Genomic DNA, 14,690 nt, shown 5'->3' with positions numbered 1-14,690 from the left:
CATGTGGAAGAACTGGGCCGGTGACCAAATCTGCGCACCGGTCACGATCGAGCGGCCCGCGTCGGAGGCCGAGCTCTCCGACATCGTGAGCCTGGCGTCCGGTCGGGGACAGCGGGTCCGCGCGGTGGGAAGCGGCCACTCGTTCACCGACTGCGCCTGCACCGACGGCGTGATGATCGACATGACCGGCCTGCAGCGGGTGATCAACGTCGACAAGGCGAACGGACTGGCGACCGTCCAGGGCGGCGCCAAGCTGCATCCACTCTTCGCCGAGTTGGCGACGCACGGGTTCGGCATCGAGAACCAGGGCGACATCGACAAGCAGTCGATCACCGGAGCCACCGCCACCGCCACGCACGGCACCGGAGCGCGCTTCAAAAACGTTTCGGCACAGATTGTTTCGGCGCGGGTGGTCACCGCCACCGGCGATGTGCTGGAGGTCTCCGAGGGAGACGACTACCTGGCGGCGCGGGTCTCGCTGGGCGCGCTGGGCGTGATATCCCAGGTGACCCTGAGGGTAGTGCCCCTGTTCACCTTGCACCGCGAGGACGAGTTGCGCCCACTGACCGAAACGCTGGAGCGACTCGACGCCGACGTCGACGGCAACGACCACTTCGAGTTCTTCGTGTTCCCCTATGGAGATACCGCGCTGACGCGCACCACCCGGCGCAGCAACGAACCGCCGCGGCCCGGCCCGGTGTGGAAGAAGAAACTCGGCGAGGGATTCGAGAACGCCGGCCTCAACGTGATCTGCCGCGCCGGCCGCCAATTCCCCAGCACCGCACCGCGTTTGAACCGGTTGATGACAAGCCTCATGTCACCGTCCAGCGTCCAGGACCACGGGTGGAAGGTCTACGCCAGCGCCCGCAACGTCAAATTCACCGAGATGGAGTACGCGATACCCCGCGAGCACGCGAACGAAGCGGTACAGCGGGTGATCGAGCTGGTGCGCCGGCGCAACCTGCCGATCATGTACCCCCTCGAAGTGCGGTTCAGCGCGCCTGACGACGCATTCCTGTCCACCGCGTACGGCCGGGACACCTGCTACATCGCGGTCCATCAGTTCAGCGGCATGGAATTCGAAACCTACTTCCGCGCCGTCGAGGAGATCATGGACGAGTACCAGGGCCGGCCGCACTGGGGGAAGCGGCATTACCAGAACGCGGCCACCCTGCGCGAGCGTTACCCGGACTGGGACCGGTTCATCGCGGTCCGGGACCGCCTCGACCCCGACCGCGTCTTCCGCAACGACTACACCCGGCGAGTGCTCGGAAACTGACGGGACGCCGGCGCGAGGATTGACGAACGGCCCCACCTGTGGGGACCAAAGTCATTGGCTGCCAATCTGGTGCTGACGCGGGACGTTGCTGGTCGTAGGTTTACGACCGGGAGCGAACATGACTGAATTCTTGCGCAACAGCGACGCCTTCACCTGGGCGATGGAAAGCGACCCGCGGCTGCGGTCGACGGTGGTCAGCGTGGTGTTACTGGACCGCACCCCGGACTGGGACGAAGTACGCGACCGTTTCGACATCATCAGTCGCAAGTTGCCCATGTTCCGGCAGCGCGTGGTGGAGTCCCCGCCACCGGCCCCGCCCCGGTGGGAGCCCGACCCGGACTTCGACCTCGACTATCACATGCGGCGCACGGCGGTTTCCGGATCCGGAACCCTCGACGATGTGCTCGAGATGGCACGCCTGGCCGAGATGCAGGACTTCGACCGGGCCCGGGCACTGTGGGAGACGACTCTGGTCGAGGGCCTGCAGGACGGCGGCGCGGCCGTGATCTGCAAGTTCCACCACGCCCTGACCGACGGGGTGGGGGGCGTGCAGATCGCGATGAATCTGTTCGACCTCTCCGCGGAGCTCTACCCGCACGAGCCGCTGCCGGAGCAACCGCGGGTGCCCGCCTCCACCTGGCTGGATGGCTACCGGGACACGTTGCGGTACAACACTTCTCTGCTGAGCAGCGCGGTGCTGGGCACCGCCAGGCGGGCACCTCGCCTGATGTATGACGGAGTTCGCAGGCCCATCGCGACGGTACGCTCGGCCGCGGCCAACGCCGCATCCGTCTACCGGACGGTGCGGCCGCTGAACCGGACCGGGTCCCCGCTGACCACCGAGCGCAGCTTGATCCGTCGTCTCAGCGTGCACGAAGTGTCACGCCCGAAGCTGCGGGAGGCGGCACACCGCTGCGGCGGCGCACTCAACGACGCGTTCGTCGCGGGCGTGGCGGGCGGGTTGCGTCGTTACCACGAAAAGCACGGGGTCCCAGTGGGAGACCTGCACCTGACGATGCCGATCAGTCTGCGGACCAAAGGCGATGACATGGGTGGCAACAAGATCACCCTGATGCGGTTCGACGTGCCGGTCGGCGAGCCCGATCCCGCGAAAAGGATCGAAGAGATACACCGGCGCGTCGGCGCGGTGCGCAACGAAAAGTCGCTCCCGCATACCCAATTGATCGCCGGCGTCCTCAACTTGATGCCGCGCTGGTATATCGGTTCGGTGCTGCGCCATGTCGATTTCCTGACCAGTGACGTGCCGGGCATTCCCGTACCGGTGTTCCTCGGCGGTGCCGCGGTGCGCGGGCAATACGCTTTCGGCCCGACGATCGGCTCGTCGGTCAATGTCACGCTGCTGACCTATGTGGATACCTGCGCCCTGGGCATCAACGTCGACACCGCGGCCATCCCCGACGAGGACGTATTCCACGAAGCGCTGGTCGCAGGCTTCGACGAGGTGCTGGCGCTGGCTGACTGATCGGTATCGGGGCACTTACAGCTCGGTATCGAAACGGGCCGCACCCTGGCGCAATCGCGCAGACCCGCAAATCATGGCACGGTGCGCCGTTGCTGGCGCACCTCCGGCGAGATGTCCTCACCTGCAAGGATTTCGCCGGTGATGGACGGCAGGAGGTAAGAAAGGTATGACGGCAAGCTGGGCTCCTACCCAGATTCCCTCTGACTCGAACTCAGGTCGGCTGCTCGACACCGCACGCGGCATCCTCATCGGTCTGCGCCGGTGCCGTTCCGGCACGGCCTTCGATGAGCTGCACGGCGCCGCACAACGTCACCGGGTCCCGGTCTACGAGATGGCCTGGGCGCTGGTGCACCTGGCCGGCGAGGGGGAGGAGACGCCGAGCTTTATCGAAGCGCAGTCGGCCGCACGGCATGAATGGGGCGACCTCTTCGTCGCGTCCGCCGTATCCTCCTGCTGAATGGACTGCTGAACGGCCCACTGAATAACAGTGCCGGACACCGAACGGCCGCGGTAAAGGGAAGTATCGCGGCCTGAAGTCAGCGGGTCCAGGCCGTCGACTCGGCGGCGACGCGCAGTGCGGCCACGATCTGGTCCTGCTTCTCCGCGAACCGCTCGGTGGGAGTGGGCACCGAGATCGCGATCACGTTGTCTCCCACCGAGCGTCGCGCGATAGCGGCCGCCGATATTCCGGCCGTGTGCTCATCTCGATCGAAAGCGATTCCGGTGGAACGGATCTCAGCGATCTCCGGGCGCAGTGCGGCGGCCACCTCCGGGGGCATCCGGGCCAGCGCGGCCTCGGCGTCGGCGTCGTCGAGTGCCGCCAGTGCCGCTTTGCCGTTGGCGGTGCCGGCCAGCGGGAAACGGACCCCGACCGCCGATACCGCACGCAAGCGGTGTGACGACTCGATCTGGTCGACAAACCACATTCGCTGCCCCCGCAGCACCGAGAGGTCGACGGTTTCCCCGTCGGTGGCCGAGGCGACCCGCTCGATGGTCGGCCGGAATATCGCCGCGATGTGCGCGCCGGTGGCGCTGCCGAAGCCGAGCAACCGATCGCCAAGGGAGAAACGACCATTCGAGTCGACGCTGACCAGGCCGACTTCGACCAGGCCGACCAGGAGCCGGCGCACCGTCGATTTGGCCAATCCCAGGCGTTCACCGAGATCGACCAGACGCAGATGTCCGGGCTCGGCGGCGATCTCGTCCAAGGCGGCCGCCGCACGGCGCAGCACCTGAATTCCCTCGTCACGATTCGTCGTCGAAGTCCGTTCCGTTTGCCCCACACTTCCACTATAGTGTGCCGCATAGCGGACTGTGAAGGACCGAAATAGGGATCAAAGGAGTTCCAGATGAGCGCGCTACCTGCCGGGCGACACTACTTCCGTGGTGATGACGGCTACGAACCGGCCCGGCGGGACAGCGTCTGGCACCAGAAAGTGCCCGACCGTTATCCCGAGGTGATCGTGCAGGCCACCGACGCAGACGACATCAAAGCCGCTCTCGCGTACGCCAGGTCGCACGGACACAAGGTCAGCATCAAGTCGGGCGGGCACAGTTTCGCGGCCAGTCATCTTCGCGACGGCGCCCTCCTGCTCGACGTCAGCCGTCTCGACCACGCCTCCATCGACCCCGACAACATGACCGCCGTCGCCGGTCCCGGCAAGGGCGGCAGCCTGCTGATGGCCGACCTGCAGGCACAGAATCTGTTCTTCCCCGGCGGCCACTGCAAGGGGGTCTGCCTGGGTGGTTACCTCCTGCAGGGCGGGTACGGCTGGAACAGCCGGATCTACGGGCCGGCCTGCGAGAGCGTCACCGCACTCGACGTCATCACCGCCGACGGCGAGCAAATCCATTGCGACGCAGAGAATCATCCCGAACTCTACTGGGCCGCGCGCGGCGCCGGTCCGGGCTTCTTCGGTGTCGTCACCTCCTTCTATCTGAAGGTCTATCCGCGCCCGGCGGTCTGTGGCACCAGCGTGTACGTCTACCCCCTCGACCTCGCCGACGAGGTGTACACCTGGGCCCGCAACGTCAGCGCCGATGTGGACCGCCGGGTCGAGATGCAAATCATCGCGACGGCGAGCGTTCCCGAGATGGGCCTCGACATCCCGGCGATCGTCATGGCATCACCGGCGTTCGCCGATTCCGAGGAAGAGGCCAAGCAGGCCCTGGCGGTGTTCGAGACGTGTCCGGTCGTCGACCGCGCACTGGTCAAAAACCCCTACATGCCAACGGATCTGCCCACCTGGTACGACGTCGTGATGACGCATTACCTCGAGGACCACCGCTATACGGCCGACAACATGTGGACCTCGGCGTCGGCGGAGGATCTGTTGCCGGGGATCCGCAACATCGTCAACACACTGCCGCCGTCGCCGTCACACTTCCTGTGGCTGAACTGGGGGCCGTCGCCGGCGCGTCAGGACATGGCCTACAGCGTCGAGGACGAGATCTACCTCGCGCTGTACGGCTCCTGGAAGGACCCGGCCGACGACGCGAAGTACGGCGACTGGGCGCGCTCGAACATGGAGGCGATGTCTCACCTGGCAACCGGCATCCAGCTGGCCGACGAGAACCTGGGTCAGCGGCCCGCCCGCTTCGCCACCGACGATGCCATGGCGCGGCTCGACAAGGCGCGTGCGACCTACGATCCCGACGGTCTGTTCAACAGCTGGATGGGACGACTCTGATGGCCGGCGATCTCTACCTCGGCTACCGGGGCGACGACGCCGACACCCCGTTCGGCAAGTTCTTCAAACCCGAGATGGCGCCGCTGCCACAGCATGTCGTCGAGGCGCTGCAGCACGGGCCGCAGGGCGGCATGGCGCTGGCGGCCTTCGACCAGGCCGCCGCCGTCGCGCAGGACGGCTACCAGCAGACGGAGAACGGTTACGGCGTACTCGAAGACGGCAGCTATCAGGTCTCGGTGCGCACCGACATGCCCGGTGTCACACCGGGGATGTGGTCATGGTGGTTCGGCTGGCACGGATGCGACAGCCGCCGCTACAAGTTGTGGCACCCGCGGGCGCATCTGTCGGCAGCCTGGAAGGACGGCAACCAGGACGACGCGGACGCCGGTCGCCGGGGCGCGCAACGCTACATCGGCCGCTGGTCGATGATCAACGAGTACATCGGCTCGGCGATGCTCAGCGGGGCAATACAATTCGTTGAGCCCGCGGCGATGGGCCTGCCTCCCGACACCGACGACGCCGTGGCGATCTGCGCCCGGTTGGGCTCCGGCGATGCGCCGGTGGATGTCGGCTGGTTCATCCACCACATCCGCTCGACTCAGGCCGGATCCGAGATGCGCTCCCGCTTCTGGATGGGTGGCCCGCACATCGCCGTGCGCAACGCTCCGGGGGTCGCATCGAAAGCGGTGCGTCCCATCGCTTCCCGAATCCTGGGCAACGCCGAAACCAGCGGGCGCAACCTGCTGGTGCACTGCGCCCAGGAGATGAACCACCTGGCCGGATTTCTGCCCCAGCTCTACGAGAGCTTCGGTGACGAGTAACTGATCAGGGCTTGTCGCCGAACGCCGGTGCGACGAACCGCTGCACCAGCTCGTGTTCGGCGGCCGCATTCTCCGCGGGCCACGACACCAGCGACAGCACCACCCGCACCACCCACTGCGCGGCCTGGGGGTCGGTGTCGGCCAGGCCGGCGAGCTCGGAAGCAAGGTCGGCGAGCAACGGCGACGCGGTGAGTCCGCCCATCGCGTCGGCGCCCGAGCTCAGCATCAGCCGGCTCATCGGATCCGATCGAATTCGCTTGAGCGCCAGGGTGATGGCGGTAACGACTCGTTCTTGTCCGCTCAGTCCGGCTACTGCCGAACGCACCGAGTCGATGATGCCGGCTGCCGCCCGGCGCAGCACGGCGTCGCGAATCTCGGCCTTGCCGCCGGCATATCGATATACGGTCGCCCGGGAGCAGTGCACGTTCGCCGCCAGCATGTCGATGTCCAGTGCGTCGAGCCCGTGGCGGGCGATCAGGTCGGTGGCGGCGGCATAGATGCGCTCCGCGGCCATCGCGCGCCGGTCGGCGCCGATCACCCAGTCGTCAGCCGGCATCGCTCACCCGACCCGCGAGAAGCGCACGACTATTTTTCTCAACTTTGAGACGATCGTGGACATTGCTCTCACAGTAGCCGCAGGTCGTGCCGCTTGGCTGAGACAGCTCGAGCGACGGTCCGCCGGCAACCGGTCTCGACTTCACAATGTGCCCTTGACCAGCGGGTATCGACTCCGCAGGCTGGGTACATGATCGCTGTCCATGATGCTGTCGAGCTCTTCGACGCCGCCTCGATCCAGGATCCTTATCCGCTCTACGAGCGCCTGCGCAGCGCGGGCCCGGTGCATCGGGTGGCCGACTCGGACTTCTATGTGGTGTGCGAATGGGCTGCCGTCAACGAGGCCATCAGCCGGACCGGGGACTTCTCCTCGAACCTGACCGCGACCATGACGTATACGCCCGACGGCAACGTGCGGGCATTCACCATGGACGCCCTTGGCGGGCCCACTCAGGTGCTGGCGACCGCTGACGACCCGGTGCACGCGGTGCATCGCAAACTGCTGGTCCGGCACCTGGCCGCCAAGCGGATCCGGGCCATCGAGCAGTTCACGGCGACCGCCGCGGACCGGCTCTGGCGCGAGGGACTGCACGATGGGCGTATCGAGTGGATGGGATCGGTGGCCAACCGCCTGCCCATGATGGTGGTGGCGGAGCTGATCGGTGTTCCCGATGCTGACATCGCGCAGCTGGTGCAATGGGGTTACGCCGCCACTCAGTTGCTCGAAGGACTGGTCAGTCAGGATCAGCTCGCCGCGGCCGGCGTCGCATTGCTGGAACTCAACGGCTTCATCACCGAGTGCTTCCGCCGTGCAGTGGCCGACCCCCGGGAGAACCTGCTGGGCGAGCTGTCGGCGGCCTGCACCGCGGGGGAGATCGACACCATCGCCGCGCAGGTGATGATGGTGACCCTGTTCGCCGCGGGCGGGGAGTCCACCGCTTCGCTGCTGGGCAGTGCCGCCTGGATCCTGGCCACTCGTCCCGACGTTCAGCGCCGGTTGCGTGAAAACCCGGCTCTGCTCACCCCTTTCATCGAGGAGACACTGCGCTACGAACCGCCGTTCCGTGGTCACTACCGGCATGTGCGCACCGACACCAGCCTGGCCGGTGTCGAGCTGCCGGCCGACTCGCATCTGATGTTGATGTGGGGCGCGGCCAATCGCGATCCCAGCCAGTTCGACGACCCCGCGCAGTTCCGGCTCGACCGCTCCACGGCGAAGGGACACCTCAGCTTCGGCAGGGGCGCGCACTTCTGCGTCGGTGCCGCACTCGCACGTCTGGAAGCTCAGATCGCACTGCGGCTACTGCTGGACCGCACCACCGTCATCGAGGCGGCCGACGTCGGTCCCTGGCTGCCGAGCCTGCTGGTACGCCGGCTGGAACACCTGGAGCTGATGATCAAATAGCTTGTGGCGCAGTTAGTTTGCCGGTGTCGGCGCAATGCCGCCGGGGGAGACGATGAACGCCTCGACGGCAGTGGCCTGTTCGAAGCCGTCCACCTCGACCCGCCACTCGTATATGCCCGGTTCCAGTGGGATTCCGGCCGGGATGTTGAGCGTGAGCGGCATCCGGACCGAGGTGCCGTGAATGGCACCCGGTAGGCGGCCCGCCTCGGCGGCCGCCTCGAACAAGATCCGCTGCGGGCCCTGCGGGCCCTGCACCACCACCGGTTGACCGTCGGTGTCCAGCAACTGGCAGGTGAGCTTGTGCTGCTTGTTCGTCTCGTCCCAGTCGATGTCCAGAAACATCACCAATGCGAATGGGGGCGTGGGCGTTTGACATTGGCGCCAGCCCAACCCGAGGGTGTGGACCTTGCCCGATTGAACATCGGCTTGAGCCGCGTCCGCCAGAAAGAGACTGACCCTCATGCGAGCACGTCCTGTTCCCAATCCGTATGCAATTACCCGTCGCCGCCGACCCCGAAAGATACTACGCCGCGACCAACTCGGCCGGTTTGCCGCTATGCCACCCTATTTGGCAGGGGGCAATTGGCGGGGGCCGGTGGGCCCGTCCAACTCGCGTGGTCCCTCCCGCTCGACCAGCTGACGGCGACCATCCGAGGCCCCGACCGCCAAGTCGGCCAGGTCTCTGCCGGGCGCCCCGCTCAGCGCTTGCTCGGCATGCCCGCCCAGCTGGCCGTAGTCACCGGCATAGTGCCGCTGCGCCGCCTGACCACGCGTCGAATCGATCCGGTGGACGCCTGGCCCGGGGACTGCGGGCGCCGGTGCCTGCAGCGGGGGTTGCGGCGGCTGCTGGGGCTGCTGCTGGCCGGCGCCGTCGGAGGTCTCGGTATTCATGGTCACTTTGCGGGTTCGCTTCAGTGAGAAGGCAATCTCCTCGACCTCCTCGAAGACCTGACGGGCGGTGCGCAACGGCTGGGTGGTGTTGTCGATGACCCGCGCCACGAACGGTGGCACCAGCGGACGGATCCACCGGGCTGCGGCCTTGGTGGCATCCGGAATCGAGGGAATCAGCGGGGCACGGTGCTGGTCGTCCACCTCGGCGGGAGCTGACGGCTCGTAGTGCTCGACGGCCGCCATGACGGGTTCGGCCGGTGCCGGCAGGTTCTCGGTGACCGGTGGTTGCACATCGCGGTCCGCGGCGGGCAACTGGGCCACCGCCCGCGTTGCGGCGGCCTCGGCCTCGGCGGCGATCGGCAGATACATGTCTTCCTCCACTGGCTCGAAGGTACGTTCCGACGACGCGTGCACCGGGGCGTCGAGCGCCTCGACGACCCGGCGGCGGTGGTGTTCGCGATCGATCTCGGCCTGAGCCTCGATGGCGAGGCGCGTCTGGGTGATTTGGTGCTCGGCCCACATGATCTCGGCCGCGCGGCGCACTTCGGCCCGCTTGACGGCGATCGCGGTGTCGGCTTCCAGCTCGGCGCGTTCGCGCTCCGCACGCGCGCTGGCGTGGCGATCGTGGGTGGTCTCGCCGCGCCACGTGCGCAGGATCAGCGGCAGCAGATACAGCAGCACGAAGAATGCGATGGCAAGAAGGCGCAGCACGAGCGCCCCGGCGCCGGCGAGAGTCAGGTCGTTCATCGCGACCCACCGCGCGCCCAGACCCCGTCCGGCATCGGCGACCGCGGCCTGCCGCGCCTCGGTCAGTGCCTGTTCATCGCGTGCGACGGTGGCGTCCAGGGAGGGTGCCTGGCGGTCGCGAGCGGCCAGCGCGCCGTCGAGTTCCCGCTGGGCGTCACCGAGCAGCTCGTTCGCCGTCCGGGTCTCGGGCCCGCGGCCCGGAACGCCGGTGATCCGGGTTTGCGGGCAGGCGGGCGTCGGGTTGTACTCACAGCGCGCGATCACCAGGGCGTTGTCCAGGTGTCCGCGGGCCTGGTCCACTGTTCCGTCCAGCGCGCTGCGTGCCGTACGCGCCTGTTGCAGGGATGCCGCAGCCTGTGCCACCGCCGGAGCCGAGTCCGCGGTGCGCAGCGCCCGCTCGTCCAGGCGACGGTCGACAGCGCCGGAGAAGAGCACGAGTGCGGCGAGTTCGCCGACCAAAACTCCGACGGCCAGCGCCACAATGGCGCGACCGGCCGTTCCCCGCCACCCGCGCGCAGGGATACCGGCGATGCCGCGAGTGACCGCTCCGACCAACAGACCGAAGACGAGGGTCGCGGCCACCACGGCCCATACCGGCGCGGAGCCGACCGCCGGCCTGACGGCAAGGGCGGCGACCAGCCATGCCAGCACGGCGCCGAGCACCACCACGGCTCCCGCGACGGCGTGTGTGGACCGCTCGTGGCGTTCTGCGAGCTCGCGTGCATGCCCGCCGCCAAGCCAGGTCAGCAGCGCCTCGATCCGCGTGACGACCGAGCGCTGCTCAGAAATTTCGTGCGCGCGCATGAGATTCAAACACCTCCAATACGTCAAGGGTGGCAGGCCCCCACCCGACATACCGAATCGAAGCGCCCGCTTGTGGCGTTCTTCACAACCGGCTGCACAGTGGCGCGGATCACACTTTCGGGCGCCGCGGGTCGCCGAATTTTCGGCGACTCGAGCGGATCAGCGGCCCATCGGCCGGGCGGCATGAGACCGTATAAATCTTATGGAAAACAAGGACTTCCTCAGCTACGAAGAGTTCGGCCGCAAGTTTTTCGAGGTTGCCGTAACGCCGGACCGGGTCGCCGCCGCGTTGAGTGATATCGCCGGCAGCGAGTTTGCCATGGAACCCATCGCCCAGGGACCGGGCGGAATCGCGAAGGTCAGCGCGAACGTCAAGATTCAGGAGCCGCGGGTCACCCGCAAACTCGGTGACCTCATCACCTTTGTCATCCACATCCCACTGTCCATCGACCTGCTGCTGGACCTGCGACTGGACAAGCAGCGGTTCAAGGTGACCGGCGACATCGCCTTACGTGCCACCGCGCGGGCGGCCGAGCCGCTGTTACTCATCGTGGACGTCTCCAAGCCGCGACCGTCGGACATCACCGTCAAGGTCTCGTCCAAATCGATCCGGGGCGAAGTGCTGCGCATCCTCGCCGGGGTCGACGGTGAGATCCGGCGTTTCATCGCGCAGTACGTGCGCGAGGAGATCGATTCGCCGCAGTCCCAGGCTGCTCAGATCATCGACGTCGCCACGCAGGTAGCGGCCGCCTGGGGCGGGTAGCCGGCCCCGGCAAACCTGGATCTTCCTGGATTTCCGCAGCTCGAACGTGAGCCAGGCCACATTCGGTGCGCTAATCTACGGCGGTGCTACCGCGCCGGGAGCGGTCGGCCTACTCATCCAGGAGGGACCTTGATGCGAAAGCGGTGGTGGTTTGCGGCCGTCGTGGTGACCACCACGGTGATGACGGGTTGCTCGTCCGGCAAGACGACGGTGGTTCACTCCTCGGGCGCCAGCAGCTCGGCCACATCGACGTCGGCCGCCGCCTCGTCGAGCGAGGCCACCTCCACCGAGTCGGCACCGGTCACCACCCTGGACTCCAGCCAGTGCGTGGAGATCACCGGGGCCAACCTTGATCTGCTGACCGCGACCGACAGGGACGCCGCGCGCAAGGCCGCCGACACCCTCGAGCGCTACAACCCGCCGTCCTCGGTGAAGTCGGCGATCGAGCACTTCGTCACCACCGGCGGTACCCACTTCGACGATCCGGACTACCCGAAAAACAACCAGACCGTGAAGTCGTGGGTCGATCAGGTCTGTCCGACCTGATAGATCACAGCGTCTGGTGCCGGCCGAAGAACTTATGGTCTTCGCTGTAACCTCCATAGCCACTGCCGATTTCGGAGTAGTGCGCGACGAACTCGATGCCCTTGATCCACTTGACCTGCTTGAAGCCGTGTTGCAATTCGTTGCGCAGGCGTAGCGGTCTGCCGTGCAGATAGGGGAGCGGCTCGCCGTTCATGTCGTAGGCAAGCATGCTCATGTGGTGTGTCATCTGCTCGATGGGATGCGCGTTGTAGTAGATGCCTCCCGTCGCGCCCAGGCCCATCGAGTAGAAGACGACCCATTTTGCCTCCGGCAGCGGTTTGACGATGTCCATGATGGTTTGCATCGTGACGCCGCCCCACTTGGCCACCCCCGACCACGCCTGAATGCAGAAGTGCTGCGTGATCTGGTCGTGGTAGGGCAGTGCCCGCAGGTCGTCGAGTGAGAATGCCGTCGGGTTCTCCACCAGGCCGTACACCCGCAGCCGCCAATCCGCGAAGTCGTTTTCCGCCAGCTCCTTGTACTCCACGGTCTCCGGGAGGCGGCCGTTACGCCAGTGATAGGGCGAGATGTCCTTTTCGGTGAATGCACCGGGCTTGGGATTGAGGCGTTCCAGCGCGCGCTGAAACGGTCCGACGAGCGCATAGCCGACCCGCTGGACCACGCGCGGATGGCGAATTGTGAACGGGGTGGCGGCAACCCACGCGATTGCCACGATCACCATCGCCGCACAGAAGACCGCGAACCCGACCCAGCCGTTGTCATCTCGGGCGGCGAACATGTGGTTGAGGTTGCGCAGGGCTTCGGTGGCGAAAACCATCGTGACGTGGGTCAGGATGAAGAACAGGAAATACACGAGCACCAGGAAGTGCAGCGAGCGCGCGTGCTGGATGCTCAATCGCTTGCTGAGCCAGTGGACGCGTTGCGACAGTGCCGGTGACATACCGAGTCCGGTGATGACGGCCGCAGGGGCGGCGATGAACACGGTGGTGAAGTACGCGAGCAACTGCAGACCGTTGTAGGCCACCCAGCCGTTGTCGGTGGGCCACTGCAGGGACGCGTACTGAATGGCCACCGATGCTGCGTTGGGGAACACGTCCCAGCTGGTCGGCACCAGATGCCGCCACTGCCCGGTGAGGAACAACAGCGCGTAGAAGACCGCACCGTTGACCAACCACAACACGTCGATGCCGAGGTGCCACCACCGGGCCAGACCGATGGAGTGGCGGAAGCCCGGCAGCCCGAATTGCGGTGGGAGAGCCACGGTATCGGAGTTGGCGGTCCACAGGGGGTCATCGGGCACCGGCGGCCCCACCCGCAACCATTCGTCCTTGCCGGGCGTGGCGTTGCGGCTGAAGTAGAGCCGCGGGTGATCGCACAGGATCTGGATCCCGGAACGGATGATGAACGTCATCATGAAGAGATTGAAGAAGTGGGTCCACCCGATCCAGGCCGGACGCCCGGCTATGGCACCGGAATGCTCCTCGGTGCCCGGATAGCGCTCGATGAACGACTGCACCGCCGGCATGTGGTGCAGCCCTTTGCCGATCGCGACGCCGGCAAGCATTACGACGAAGCCGATCGGGATCAGCCAGAGCAGGTTGAACCATCTGTCCCGGCCGACTCGCAGGCGCGGAGCGGTGGCGCGCCGGGTGAGATCGAAGCCACCGCCGTAGGACTCGACGTCGACGACGTCCTCGGCGGTGTGCACCTCGCTCGCGTAGTCCACGCCCAGCTGTCTGTCCGACGCTCCGGTACGGGGGGCTGACCCCGCGTCAATGGATCCACTCACGCTGAGCAAATTTACACCATGGCCACTGTATAAATTAGAAACAATGCCAAACTCATGTGTTCGCGGACGACGGCGTTGTTTACCCGCCCACCGGACCCGGGTATGTATCGGCACTGACCCCGACGCGCAGAGGAGCGGATTCCGTTGGCGAAAGTAGAGGTTTCGACCACCTCGGAGGTGACTCCGGAAGCCGCGTGGAAGCTGGCGTCAGATCTCGCGCGTTTCGACGAGTGGATGACCATCTTCGGGGGGTGGCGCGGCGAGGTTCCGTCCACCATCGAGAAAGGCACCTGCGTCGCGTCGCTGATCAAGGTGAAGGGCTTCCGCAACGTCATCTACTGGGAAGTGACGCACTACGACGAACCGAAATCGATTGAGCTGCAAGGCAGCGGTCGCGGCGGCGTGCGCATCACGGTCGCAATGGAGGTCACGCCGAAGGAACCCGGGTCGGACTTCTCGCTCACCGCCGACCTGTCCGGCGGCGTGCTCGGAGGACCGGTGGGACGTCTGGTGGCCCGGCTACTGCGCTCCGATGTGAAGAAGTCCGTGCACAACCTCGCCGAGTTGCGCTGAGCTCAGCTGCGCGGATGGTGCAGCAGCACTTCGCGTTCGGCGTCCCGCACCCGTCGGCGTTCCATGCTGAGCCAGCACAGCCCGGCGCCGAAGATCAGCAACCCGCCACTGGCCACAGCAACGCCCACGCCCGCCTGTCCCAGCGCGAATGCGGCGACCGAAACGACGAACGCCAGGACGGCCCCGGCGATCACGACGAGGACCGGGGTGCGCTCTGCCGCATCTTCGAATTCCCCCAGGTCGCGCGCGCCGCGAGGCAGGTGTGCGATCTCGGCCATCGGTATCCCCCTCAGCAGTCGGCGCAGCCGGCCGTCCCGAGCGGCCGATTCGAGTCTTTTTAGGGC

Annotated in this window: 15 protein-coding genes; 9 read left to right on the top strand and 6 right to left on the bottom strand. The window is 66.5% G+C overall.

From position 1 onward, the window contains the following. Position 1: 1 nt before the first annotated feature. The 3 genes from QXH22_RS28355 (at position 2) to QXH22_RS28345 (ending at position 3,219) form a co-directional block, all read left to right on the top strand. On the top strand, positions 2-1,279 hold the full coding sequence (locus tag QXH22_RS28355; protein WP_306277741.1) for a D-arabinono-1,4-lactone oxidase: 1,278 nt from the start codon (positions 2-4) through the stop codon (positions 1,277-1,279). 118 nt (positions 1,280-1,397) lie between these two features. Continuing rightward, complete coding sequence (locus QXH22_RS28350) at positions 1,398-2,762, top strand: wax ester/triacylglycerol synthase domain-containing protein (protein WP_306277646.1); 1,365 nt, start codon at positions 1,398-1,400, stop codon at positions 2,760-2,762. Between the two features lie 166 nt (positions 2,763-2,928). Beyond that, a complete protein-coding gene (locus QXH22_RS28345) occupies positions 2,929-3,219 on the top strand; it encodes an ANTAR domain-containing protein (protein ID WP_306240539.1) in 291 nt (96 codons plus the stop codon). Between the two features lie 79 nt (positions 3,220-3,298). On the opposite strand, the gene QXH22_RS28340 is transcribed toward QXH22_RS28345, so the two are convergent. Next, positions 3,299-4,045, bottom strand: a complete 747-nt coding sequence (locus QXH22_RS28340) for an IclR family transcriptional regulator (protein ID WP_306240538.1) — start codon at positions 4,043-4,045, stop codon at positions 3,299-3,301. Between the two features lie 66 nt (positions 4,046-4,111). Between QXH22_RS28340 and QXH22_RS28335 the strand changes: the two genes are divergently transcribed. Then, on the top strand, positions 4,112-5,452 hold the full coding sequence (locus QXH22_RS28335; protein ID WP_306277645.1) for an FAD-binding oxidoreductase: 1,341 nt from the start codon (positions 4,112-4,114) through the stop codon (positions 5,450-5,452). Then, positions 5,452-6,273 carry a DAPG hydrolase family protein gene (locus QXH22_RS28330; RefSeq protein ID WP_306277644.1) on the top strand — a complete coding sequence of 274 codons (822 nt, stop codon included), beginning with the start codon at positions 5,452-5,454 and terminating at the stop codon, positions 6,271-6,273. The genes QXH22_RS28335 and QXH22_RS28330 overlap by 1 nt, the downstream gene beginning before the upstream one ends. Positions 6,274-6,277: 4 nt before the next feature. Here QXH22_RS28330 and QXH22_RS28325 read toward each other — a convergent pair whose 3' ends face one another. After that, positions 6,278-6,829 (bottom strand): TetR/AcrR family transcriptional regulator, encoded by a 552-nt coding sequence (locus QXH22_RS28325; RefSeq protein WP_306277643.1) that lies wholly within the window; start codon positions 6,827-6,829, stop codon positions 6,278-6,280. Between the two features lie 189 nt (positions 6,830-7,018). On the opposite strand from QXH22_RS28325, the gene QXH22_RS28320 reads away from it, so the two are divergent. Next, entirely contained in the window at positions 7,019-8,233 is a 1,215-nt protein-coding gene (locus QXH22_RS28320; protein WP_306240533.1) for a cytochrome P450, read from the top strand. Positions 8,234-8,245: 12 nt separating this feature from the next. Here the strand turns inward: QXH22_RS28320 and QXH22_RS28315 are convergent, their stop codons facing one another. Then, positions 8,246-8,695 carry a hypothetical protein gene (locus tag QXH22_RS28315; RefSeq protein WP_306240532.1) on the bottom strand — a complete coding sequence of 150 codons (450 nt, stop codon included), beginning with the start codon at positions 8,693-8,695 and terminating at the stop codon, positions 8,246-8,248. Positions 8,696-8,797: 102 nt separating this feature from the next. Continuing rightward, positions 8,798-10,675, bottom strand: a complete 1,878-nt coding sequence (locus QXH22_RS28310) for a DUF4407 domain-containing protein (RefSeq protein WP_306277642.1) — start codon at positions 10,673-10,675, stop codon at positions 8,798-8,800. Between the two features lie 202 nt (positions 10,676-10,877). Here QXH22_RS28310 and QXH22_RS28305 point away from each other — a divergent pair, with 202 nt between their 5' ends. Together QXH22_RS28305 and QXH22_RS28300 are read left to right on the top strand one after the other, a co-directional pair. Then, the gene (locus QXH22_RS28305) at positions 10,878-11,438 is read left to right on the top strand and encodes a hypothetical protein (RefSeq protein ID WP_306277641.1); all 561 of its coding nucleotides are present in this window, start codon (positions 10,878-10,880) and stop codon (positions 11,436-11,438) included. Positions 11,439-11,570: 132 nt separating this feature from the next. Beyond that, positions 11,571-11,984 carry a hypothetical protein gene (locus QXH22_RS28300; protein WP_306277640.1) on the top strand — a complete coding sequence of 138 codons (414 nt, stop codon included), beginning with the start codon at positions 11,571-11,573 and terminating at the stop codon, positions 11,982-11,984. Positions 11,985-11,988: 4 nt separating this feature from the next. On the opposite strand, the gene QXH22_RS28295 is transcribed toward QXH22_RS28300, so the two are convergent. Beyond that, complete coding sequence (locus QXH22_RS28295; protein ID WP_306277740.1) at positions 11,989-13,548, bottom strand: molybdopterin-dependent oxidoreductase; 1,560 nt, start codon at positions 13,546-13,548, stop codon at positions 11,989-11,991. 369 nt (positions 13,549-13,917) lie between these two features. On the opposite strand from QXH22_RS28295, the gene QXH22_RS28290 reads away from it, so the two are divergent. Further along, a complete protein-coding gene (locus QXH22_RS28290; RefSeq protein ID WP_306240527.1) occupies positions 13,918-14,346 on the top strand; it encodes an SRPBCC family protein in 429 nt (142 codons plus the stop codon). Positions 14,347-14,348: 2 nt separating this feature from the next. Here the strand turns inward: QXH22_RS28290 and QXH22_RS28285 are convergent, their stop codons facing one another. Next, complete coding sequence (locus tag QXH22_RS28285) at positions 14,349-14,624, bottom strand: LapA family protein (protein WP_306277639.1); 276 nt, start codon at positions 14,622-14,624, stop codon at positions 14,349-14,351. Between the last annotated feature and the right edge of the window lie 66 nt (positions 14,625-14,690).

This window comes from Mycobacterium sp. TY814, assembly GCF_030755175.1.
Classification (GTDB): Bacteria; Actinomycetota; Actinomycetes; order Mycobacteriales; family Mycobacteriaceae; genus Mycobacterium.
Note: the sequence above shows the minus strand (reverse complement) of the source record. Positions and strands in the feature narration are given on the sequence as shown.